The organism is Nonomuraea sp. LPB2021202275-12-8, assembly GCF_037044575.1.
GTDB lineage: Bacteria > Actinomycetota > Actinomycetes > Streptosporangiales > Streptosporangiaceae > Nonomuraea.
The window spans coordinates 24,113-32,594 of sequence record NZ_JBAHWD010000057.1 but is presented as its reverse complement, the minus strand read 5'-3'; the positions used below and the strand labels follow the sequence as shown (position 1 = coordinate 32,594).

Annotated in this window: 10 protein-coding genes; 1 reads left to right on the top strand and 9 read right to left on the bottom strand. The window is 73.5% G+C overall.

From position 1 onward, the window contains the following. From ptsP to V5E28_RS46515, 8 genes are all read right to left on the bottom strand, one after another. The gene (ptsP, locus tag V5E28_RS46550; protein ID WP_336216735.1) at positions 1-1,626 is read right to left on the bottom strand and encodes a phosphoenolpyruvate--protein phosphotransferase; all 1,626 of its coding nucleotides are present in this window, start codon (positions 1,624-1,626) and stop codon (positions 1-3) included. Further along, a complete protein-coding gene (locus V5E28_RS46545; RefSeq protein WP_336216734.1) occupies positions 1,619-1,900 on the bottom strand; it encodes an HPr family phosphocarrier protein in 282 nt (93 codons plus the stop codon). Before V5E28_RS46545 ends, ptsP begins: the two co-directional genes overlap by 8 nt. A gap of 11 nt (positions 1,901-1,911) precedes the next feature. Then, the gene (locus V5E28_RS46540) at positions 1,912-2,916 is read right to left on the bottom strand and encodes a zinc-binding dehydrogenase (protein ID WP_336216733.1); all 1,005 of its coding nucleotides are present in this window, start codon (positions 2,914-2,916) and stop codon (positions 1,912-1,914) included. Continuing rightward, complete coding sequence (locus V5E28_RS46535) at positions 2,913-3,341, bottom strand: PTS sugar transporter subunit IIA (RefSeq protein ID WP_336216732.1); 429 nt, start codon at positions 3,339-3,341, stop codon at positions 2,913-2,915. Before V5E28_RS46535 ends, V5E28_RS46540 begins: the two co-directional genes overlap by 4 nt. Next, positions 3,334-3,642, bottom strand: a complete 309-nt coding sequence (locus tag V5E28_RS46530) for a PTS lactose transporter subunit IIB (RefSeq protein ID WP_336216731.1) — start codon at positions 3,640-3,642, stop codon at positions 3,334-3,336. The genes V5E28_RS46535 and V5E28_RS46530 overlap by 8 nt, the downstream gene beginning before the upstream one ends. A gap of 3 nt (positions 3,643-3,645) precedes the next feature. After that, positions 3,646-4,908: a PTS mannitol transporter subunit IICB gene (locus tag V5E28_RS46525; protein WP_336216730.1), complete on the bottom strand. Its 1,263-nt coding sequence runs from the start codon at positions 4,906-4,908 to the stop codon at positions 3,646-3,648. 76 nt (positions 4,909-4,984) lie between these two features. Beyond that, positions 4,985-6,079 (bottom strand): 1-phosphofructokinase, encoded by a 1,095-nt coding sequence (gene pfkB / locus V5E28_RS46520; RefSeq protein WP_336216729.1) that lies wholly within the window; start codon positions 6,077-6,079, stop codon positions 4,985-4,987. Further along, the gene (locus V5E28_RS46515) at positions 6,076-6,837 is read right to left on the bottom strand and encodes a DeoR/GlpR family DNA-binding transcription regulator (RefSeq protein ID WP_336216728.1); all 762 of its coding nucleotides are present in this window, start codon (positions 6,835-6,837) and stop codon (positions 6,076-6,078) included. Before V5E28_RS46515 ends, pfkB begins: the two co-directional genes overlap by 4 nt. A gap of 87 nt (positions 6,838-6,924) precedes the next feature. On the opposite strand from V5E28_RS46515, the gene V5E28_RS46510 reads away from it, so the two are divergent. Further along, the gene (locus V5E28_RS46510; RefSeq protein WP_336216727.1) at positions 6,925-7,851 is read left to right on the top strand and encodes a hypothetical protein; all 927 of its coding nucleotides are present in this window, start codon (positions 6,925-6,927) and stop codon (positions 7,849-7,851) included. Here V5E28_RS46510 and V5E28_RS46505 read toward each other — a convergent pair. Then, complete coding sequence (locus V5E28_RS46505; protein WP_336216726.1) at positions 7,830-8,450, bottom strand: SAM-dependent methyltransferase; 621 nt, start codon at positions 8,448-8,450, stop codon at positions 7,830-7,832. The genes V5E28_RS46510 and V5E28_RS46505 overlap by 22 nt on opposite strands. Positions 8,451-8,482: the final 32 nt, after the last annotated feature.

The following is an 8,482-nucleotide window of genomic DNA, read 5'->3' as shown; positions in this document are numbered from 1 at the left end:
TCAGGCGGTGGCCGCGCGCGCCCGCTCCCGGCACTCCTCAAGGGTGTGCCGGGACAGGGCGTCGCGGACGGCGGGGACGCACACCGGGGCCATCGACAGGCTCGTCACGCCGAGCCCGGCCAGCACCGGCGCGAGCACCGGATCACCCGCCGCCTCCCCGCACACCCCGACCGGCTTGCCGGCCGCCCGGCCCGCCTCCGCGCAGGCGCCGACGAGCCGCAGCAGGGCGGGCTGCGCCGGGTCGAGCAGGTCGGCGAGGGCGGCGTGCTGCCTGTCGGCGGCGAAGGTGTACTGGCTGAGGTCGTTGGTGCCGATGCTGAGGAAGTCCACGTACTCCAGGATGCGGTCCGCCTGCAGGGCGGCCGCCGGGACCTCGATCATCACGCCCACCCGGTGGACTCCCCGGGCGCGGGCCCGCTCGGCGAAGCCGGCGGCCTCGGCGGGGGTGGTGACCATCGGGGCCATCACCCACGCCTCGGCGCCCGTCTGGCGGGCCGCCTCGGCGATCGCGTCCAGCTGGGTGTCCAGCACGCCCGGCAGCACACGGTCCACCCGCAGGCCCCGGATGCCCAGCGCCGGATTGTGCTCCGGCGCGAGCCCGAGAAACGGCAGCGGCTTGTCCGTGCCCGCGTCCAGGGTGCGCACCACGACGTGTGCCGCCTGGCCGAACACCTCCGCGTAGGCCGTGACCTGCTCGGCGAACGACGGCGCCTGCTTGCGGTCCAGGAACAGGAACTCCGTCCGGAACAGTCCCACGCCCTCCCCGCCGGGCCGCAGGTCGGCGGCCGAGCCGATGTTGAGCAGCAGCTTGACCGGATACCCGTCGGCGGTCCTGCCGGGACCGCTGGTCGCCGCCAGCCTGGCCCGCTCCTCGCGGTCCCGCTCGCGGATGCGCGCCGCCTCCTCCTCGGTGACGTCCACGCCGATCTCGCCGCTCGTGCCGTCGACCGAGATGTACGTCCCGTCCGCCAGCCCCGTGATGCCCGCGCACGCGACCACCGCGGGCAGGCCGCGGCCACGGGCCAGGATCGCCGTGTGGCTGGTCGGGCCGCCCCTCTCCGTCACCAGCGCGAGCACGTCCGCGCCCAGCCCGGCCGTGTCGGCGGGTGACAGGTCCTCGGCCAGCAGCACGTACGGGTGTCCCGGCGCGGGCAGGCCGGGCATCGGCACGCCCAGCGCGCCGGCCACCGCCCGGTGCTTGAGGTCGTCCAGGTCGGCGGCCCGCTCGCCCAGGTAGCCGCCGAGCGCCGCGAGCGCCTCCCGGTGCCTGGTGAAGGCAGAATCCAGGGCGTGCGCGGCGTCCAGGCCGTCCCGCACCCCCTGCTCGGCCTCCTCGCGCAGCATCGGGTCGTCGGCCATCATGGCCAGCGCGTCGAGGATCTCGGCCGCGCCGCCGTCGCCGGACGTGCGCTTCCGCGCCGTGGCGGAGCGGCGCCGCAGATCCGCGGCCACCGTCTCCAGCGCCTTGCCCACCACCGCGGTCTCCGCCTCGGCGTCGAGCACGGGCCGTGGCTCGGGCAGCACCGGCGGCCCGGCCATCGTCATCACCGGGCCGGCGGCCCGGCCCGGGCTGACGCCCAGACCGGTGAAACCCGGGGCCGCGGTGCCGGGAGCCGGGTCAGCCATCGAGGGCCTCTTCCGCGTCCAGGTCACGGGCCAGGAGGGTCGCCAGGGCCTCCAGCGCCTCCTCCGCGCCGGGCGCGTCCGACTCCAGGGTCACCTCGGTCCCCTTGACCGCGCCCAGAGACAGCACGCCCAGCATGCTGTTGGCGGGCGCCGACTTCTCGCCCACCCGGATCCGCACCGGCACCCCCAGCCGCGCCGCCTCCTGGACGAAGAGCTTGGCAGGGCGGGCGTGCAGCCCGCTGGCCGACGCGACGGCCACCGTCCTTGCTGGCATCGCAAACCTCCTCAGGGTTCGATCGTGACCTTGATGGCCGCGCCCCGGCTGACGAGATCGATCCCGTCGAGCACCTGGGACAGCGGCAGCCGGTGGGTGATCAGGTCGGCGACCGGCACGGCGCCCTCCGCGATGAGCCGGAGCGCCTCGGCGTTGTGCGCGGGGCTGGAGCCGTTCGCGCCGACGACGGTCAGCTCCCGGTAGTGCACCAGGTTGGAGTCCAGCCGGATGAACGGGTCGTCCTTGGGCAGGCCGCCGAAGAAACTGACGCGGGCCTGCCTGGCCGCCATGAGCACCGCCTGCTCCTGCGCCGCGCCCGCCGCCGCGGCCGTGATGACCACGTCCGCGCCGCGCCCGCCGGTCAGCTTGAGCACCTGGTCCACCGGGTCGGCGTCGATCGCGGCGTCCGGGCGCACCAGCTCGGCCGCCATCGCCAGCCGTTCGGCGTTCACGTCCACCAGGAACACGCGGGCCGCGCCGCGCGCCCGAGCCAGGCGGACGTGCAGGCAGCCGATCGGGCCCGCGCCCATCACCACCACGTCGTCACCGGTGCCCACCCGGGCCAGCGCCTGCCCGTTGAGCACGCACGCGAGCGGCTCGGCCAGCGACGCCTCGGCGAAGCCCACCCCGCCCGGGATCGTGTTGACCCCGTTCACGGCCAGGACCTTGGCCGGGACGATCATGTACTCGGCGAAGCCGCCGTCGTAGTGGTAGCCCATCGACTCCTGGTCGGGGCAGACGGTCAGCCGTCCCCGGGCGCACTCCGCACACCTCCCGCACGGGATCGCCGCGATCACCTGCACCCGCTCGCCGGTGCCGGTCACCTCGCCGGCGATCTCGTGGCCCATCACCCGGGGCGGCCGGATGTGATGGTGGCCGAACCTGAAGATCTTCGCGTCGGTGCCGCAGGTCGAGCAGTTGCGCACCCGGATCTTCAGCTCGCCGGGACCGGCGACGGGCTCGGGCGCGTCCTCCACCCGGATGTCGCCCGGCGCGTGGAATCTGGCGACCTTCACGATGTCAGCTCCTTGACCACTTGACGGATCTCCGTGGCCTCGCGCAGCGTCCTGGCCCGGTCGGGGTCGAGCAGGATCTCCGCGAGCGCGGCCAGCAGCGGCACGTGCCCGTCGTTCCTGGCCGCGATGCCCACGCAGAGCGTGACCCGCTCGCCGTCCCAGTCCACGCCGCCGGGGAAGCGCACCACGCAGATCGCGTCGCGCTTGACGTCCTCCTTCGAGGCCGCGGTGCCGTGCGGGATGGCGACCTCCTCGCCGACATAGGTGGAGATCGTACGCTCGCGTTCCAGCATCGCCTCGACGTACGGTTCCGCCACCGCGCCCACGTCGAGCAGGGCGCGCCCGCATCGCCGGATCGCCTCGTCCCGGCTGCCCGCGCTCTCGTGCAGCAGCACGGCGCGCGGGTCGAGCAGGTCGTCACGCATCTACGGTGCCGCCGTTCTTGATCGTGGCGATCAGCTTGGTCACCGCCGGGTCGCCCAGGAAGATCTGGAACGGCACCAGCACCTTGCCCGGCGCCGAGGCTCTGGCCCTGGCGGCGAGCCCGGCGTGGCAGAGCACCACGTCGGCGTCGGCGGGGATGTCGTTGACCGGGGTGTGCTCGACGGTGACGCCGGTCGACTTGAGCTGCTTGCGGAGCTGGGTGGCGAGCATCACGCTGCTGCCCATCCCCGCGTCGCAGGCAACGATGATCTTGTGAATGTCCTTGCTGTCGATGCTGGCCATGGTTCACGCCTCCTTGGCGACGGTGCGGGGCTGGGACTCGTGCGGTTCCCCGGGCGCGTCCTCGGCGCGTGCCGGCTCGGCTGTCTCGGGACGGGTGGTCTCGGGACGGGTGGTCTCGGGACGGGTGGTCTCGGGACGGGTGGTCTCGGGGTGCTCGGCGTCCGCGGCCGGCTCCGGTGCGGTGCCGGAGGCCGGGTCGTCGGCCGGGACCTCCTCCTTCTCGCCCCTGCCGAAGCCCATCAGGATCGCCGCGACGGCGAAGGACACGACCGTGGCGATGACGATCCCGGCGATCACGCCGAACCAGCCGCCTCTCGGCGTCACCGCGGCGTAGGCGAAGATGCTGCCCGGCGACGGCGTCGCGACCAGTCCCGAGCCCGTGACCATGAACGTGAACACGCCGGCCGCACCGCCCGCGATGACGGCCAGGATGAGGCGCGGCTTCATCAGCACGTACGGGAAGTACATCTCGTGGATGCCGCCGAAGAAGTGAATGATCATCGCAGCGGGGGTGCTGGGGCGCAGCGCGCGCGGGCCGAAGAGCAGGTAGGCCAGGAGCAGCCCGAGGCCGGGGCCGGGGTTCGACTCCAGCATGAACATGATCGACTTACCCGTAGCCGCCGCCTCGGTCACCCCGATCGGGCCGAACACGCCGTGGTTGATGGCGTTGTTCAGGAACAGCACCTTGGCCGGCTCGATCAGCACGGAGGCGATGGGCAGCAGGCCGTTGTCGATCAGCCACTGGACCGCGCCACTGGCCCCCGTGGTGATCACGCGGACGATCGGGCCGATGGCCAGCATGCCCGCGATCGCCATCGCGCCGCCGACGATGCCCGCGGTGAAGTTGTCCACCAGCATCTCGAACCCGGACTTGGTCCGATCCTCCGTGAACCTGTCCACATATTTCATGACCAGAGCGGCGAGCGGGCCGATGATCATGGCGCCGAGGAACATCGGGATGTCGGCCCCCACCACGACGCCCATGGCGGCGACGGCGCCCACCACGGCCCCGCGCTGACCGTGCACCATCCGGCCGCCCGTGTAGGCGATGAGGATGGGCAGCAGGGTCGAGATGATCGGGCCCACCATCGCGGCCAGCGTCTCGTTCGGCAGCCAGCCGGTGGGGATGAACAGCGCGGTGATCAGGCCCCAGGCGATGAACGCACCGATGTTCGGCATGATCATGCCGGCCAGATAGCCGCCGATCCGCTGGATCGTGGCCTTGATGCCGGTCCCGTGGACCGGGGGAGTGTAGGTGTCGGCCATTGGTCGTGCTCCATTTCGGGGGGTGAGCAGGCTCCTGTAGTGGGGGGCCGGGGGTCAGGCGGGGGTCAGCCGGGGGTCAGCGGGACGCGGGTGGCGGATGGTGGCCCGGCTCGTGGGGGCCCGCCCCCGCCGGCCCGGCGGGACCCGCGCCCATGGGACGCGGGCCTGGTTCCGGGCCTGGATCCGGGCCTGGACCCGGGGCGACGGGATCCGGGACGGGAGGTTCCGGCCAGCTGGCCGAGGTGAGCGGCCGGGCGGGGTCGGGCCTGCCGACGCGCACGCCGTCGCGCCGGATGTCGCCCGGCCCCGGCATCCGGCTGCCGGGCAGGCGGACCGCCGCGGCGCCCCAGGCGAGGGCCTCCACCAGGGCCGTCTCGCCGCCGGCGCCACCGGCCAGGAACCCGGCGAGCATGGCGTCCCCCGCGCCGACCGAGCTGCGCGGCTCGGTGACCGTGGCCTCGCCGTACCAGATGCCCTGGTCCTCGACCAGGACGGCGCCGTCGGCGCCGAGGCTGGCCAGCACGGTGCGCGCGCCGGCGGCGCGCAGCTTGGCCGCGGCCTCCACCACGTCGCCCACGCACAGGATCGGCATGCCGGTGGCGCCGGACAGCTCGTCCAGGTTCGGCTTGACCAGGGCGGGGCCGGCGCCGAGCGAGCGGGCCAGGGCCGGGCCGCTGGTGTCGACCGCCACGTGGATGCCCGCCCCGGCGAACCGGCGGCAGAGTCCGGCGTAGACGTCGGCGGGCACCTCCGGCGGCAGGCTGCCCGAGGCCACCACCCAGTCGGCCTCGTGGGCCTCGGCCAGCACGGCGTCGGCGATGGTGTCGAGCTCGCCGGGCGACAGCGCGGTGCCCGGCTCGTTGATCTTCGTGACAGTGCCGTCGGGCTCGGCCAGCGTGACGTTGGACCTGGTCCGGCCCGCCACCGGGACGGTCGCCATGTCCAGGCCCTCCTGCCGGAGCAGGTACACGAGCTGCCTGCCCTCGTCGCCGCCGAACGGCACCACCGCCCGCGAGGCGACCGAGTTGGCCAGCAGGGCGCGCGAGACGTTCACGCCCTTGCCGCCGGGGTCCAGCCGGGCGGCGGCGGCCCGGATCACGGCGCCCCTGGCCAGCGAGGCGATCTCGATCGTGCGGTCCAGGCTCGGGTTGAGCGTCAGGGTGAGGATCACGCCCGCACCACTTCCGGCCCGGCGGCCGACAGCTCGGCCGCGAGCGCGAGGTCCAGCCCCGTGTCGGTGATCACGACGTCGATCTCGCCCAGCGCCGCGAACTGGGCCAGGTAGGTGTTGGTGAACTTGGTGTGGTCGGCGAGCAGCACGCTGCGCTGGGCGGCGCGCACCATCGCCCGCTTGATCGCAGCCTCCGCGGGGTCGGGCGTGGTCAGGCCCTTCTCCACCGAGCAGCCGTTGGTCGCCATGAACGCCACGTCCACGTGCAGCTGCGCCAGCGGCTGCAACGCCCAGTCGTCCACCGTGGCCAGGGTCCGGCCGCGCACCCGGCCACCCAGCATGATGACGTTCAGATTGGCGCGCGAGGCCAGCACGGTGGCCAGCGGCGGCGAGTTCACCACCACGGTGAGCTCCCGGTCGGCGGGCAGCACGCCCACCAGGCGGCCCGTGGTGGTGCCCGCGTCGATGATCACGGACCCGTCCTCGGGCAGCTCCGCGAGCGCCGCCTTGGCGATGCGCTCCTTCTCGGCGGTCATCACCTCGTCGCGGGTGGCCAGCGCGGGCTCGAAGCCGAGCCTCTCCACCGGGATGGCGCCCCCGTGCACCCTGCGCAGCACGCCCGCCCGCTCCAGCGCGGTGAGGTCACGGCGGATGGTCTCCGTGGTCACGTCGAGCTCGGCCGCCAGCGAAACCACGTCGACGCGGCCCGCCGCACGCGCCCTGCGCAGGATCTCCTGCTGCCGCTCCTCGGCGTACATGATGTTGGTTCACCGCCGTTTCCATTTGGTTTCCTCTGTGTTTAGTCCCGTTTCTGTGGGTCGTCAAGACTCTGATAGGTATGTCCGATGCGAATGAAGCCGTGGGCCGCCGTAGCGGCGGCCGTCCCTCTCGCGGCAGGCTGCGTCGCGGGCCCCTCTGCGGGACCGGCGTCGGCGACGCCGGCCGCGCCCGGCTCGTCCGCGCCGGCGCCGTCCCCATCCCGTACGGCCAAGCCGCCCAAGGTGCCCGCCGGCACCACCGCCTCATGGCTGCTCTACGACCGCAAGGCCGGCAAACTCGTGGCGACGAGGCACGCGCACCGCGCGTTCCGCTCCGCCTCGGTGATCAAGATCCTGATCGCGATCGACTTCCTGGACGGACGCGCCTCGGTCTCCGCCGCCGACGCCCGCCTGATCAGGGTCATGCTGCGGGAGAGCGACGACGACGCCGCCACCGCTTTCTGGAACCGGGGCGGCAAGGGCAGGATCGTGACCAGGATGGCGCGCAAGCTGCGCCTGTCCGACACCGCGCCGCCGCCCGCCACCCACCCCGGCTTCTGGGGCTACGCGTCGCTGAGCGCCTACGACATCGTCCGCACCTACCGCTACCTGCTCGACAGCGCGCACCCGCGCGTCAGGGACACCATCCTCGGCCACCTGCGCAAGGCCACCCCGTGCGGCAGCGACGGCTTCGACCAGACCTTCGGCATCCCCCGCGCCGTGCCCAGGCCGTGGGCGGTCAAGCAGGGCTGGTCCGGGTTCGGCACCGTGCCGCCGGTGAGGTGCGACGCCGCCGCCCCGGGCGCGTCCATCTCCACGATCGCCCTGCGGGCCGCCGGCTCGGGCGTGCCCGACCTCGGGCGGCCCGTCCTCTACTCGACGGGGCTGGTGGGCAAGGACGAGCGGTTCGTCATGGCCCTGCTGACCGCGCACCCCGCGGGCAGCACCTGGAGCGGCTCGGTGAGCCGGATCACCAGCCTGGCCAAGGGGCTCTACCGGGGGGTCTCCTCCTGAACGAAGGTGAACATGCGCTCGCCCCGTCGTAGGGGAGCGGGCGGGCCGGTGTAGCGGTGCACGCCCACGCCGAAGCCGGCGGTCACCAGGCTGATCCTGGTGAAGCCCCGCTGCTCGAACCAGTCGCAGACGGTCGGCACCAGGTCGGGTGGGCGGGTGTGCCTGGTCCAGATGACCGTCGCCTGGGGCGCGCAGAGCTGGGGCAGGATGTCGACGGTCCGGCGGATGTCGGCTTCGGTGATGTTGCCGAAGATGCCGCAGGCGATCACCAGGTCGGCCGGGACGGCGCCCGCGTACGCGTCGGTCATGGCCGCGTCGCCGCAGACCACTTCGACTCCGGCGGGGGCCTGCCGCTCGGCCAGGGCGGCGTTGTGCGGGTCGAGCTCCACGAGCCTGGCGCGCACCCGGTCGCGGCCGGGGTGGGTGGCGAGGACGGGCAGGAGGTCGCGGCCCTGGCCGGCGCAGAGGCTGACGACCTTTTCGGCGCCTGAGTCAAGGGCGGACCGGACGGCCTCCTGGACGACGGCCAGGCGTCGGCCGAGGTGGGAGTCCGGCCGGTCGTAGTCGTCATGCCAGTTCACCCAGTCTGGTGGTGTCATGCCTCAGATAATGATCAAGGAGTGGGGCGGGC

Bases quoted from the DNA above. Each gene is read 5' to 3' on its own strand.
- V5E28_RS46515 (WP_336216728.1), bottom strand. From the start codon at position 6,837: ATGTACGCCGAGGAGCGGCAGCAGGAGATCCTGCGCAGGGCGCGTGCG.
- V5E28_RS46525 (WP_336216730.1), bottom strand. From the start codon at position 4,908: ATGGCCGACACCTACACTCCCCCGGTCCACGGGACCGGCATCAAGGCC.
- V5E28_RS46505 (WP_336216726.1), bottom strand. From the start codon at position 8,450: ATGACACCACCAGACTGGGTGAACTGGCATGACGACTACGACCGGCCG.
- V5E28_RS46510 (WP_336216727.1), top strand. From the start codon at position 6,925: ATGCGAATGAAGCCGTGGGCCGCCGTAGCGGCGGCCGTCCCTCTCGCG.
- V5E28_RS46530 (WP_336216731.1), bottom strand. From the start codon at position 3,642: ATGGCCAGCATCGACAGCAAGGACATTCACAAGATCATCGTTGCCTGC.
- V5E28_RS46535 (WP_336216732.1), bottom strand. From the start codon at position 3,341: ATGCGTGACGACCTGCTCGACCCGCGCGCCGTGCTGCTGCACGAGAGC.
- ptsP (WP_336216735.1), bottom strand. From the start codon at position 1,626: ATGGCTGACCCGGCTCCCGGCACCGCGGCCCCGGGTTTCACCGGTCTG.
- V5E28_RS46545 (WP_336216734.1), bottom strand. From the start codon at position 1,900: ATGCCAGCAAGGACGGTGGCCGTCGCGTCGGCCAGCGGGCTGCACGCC.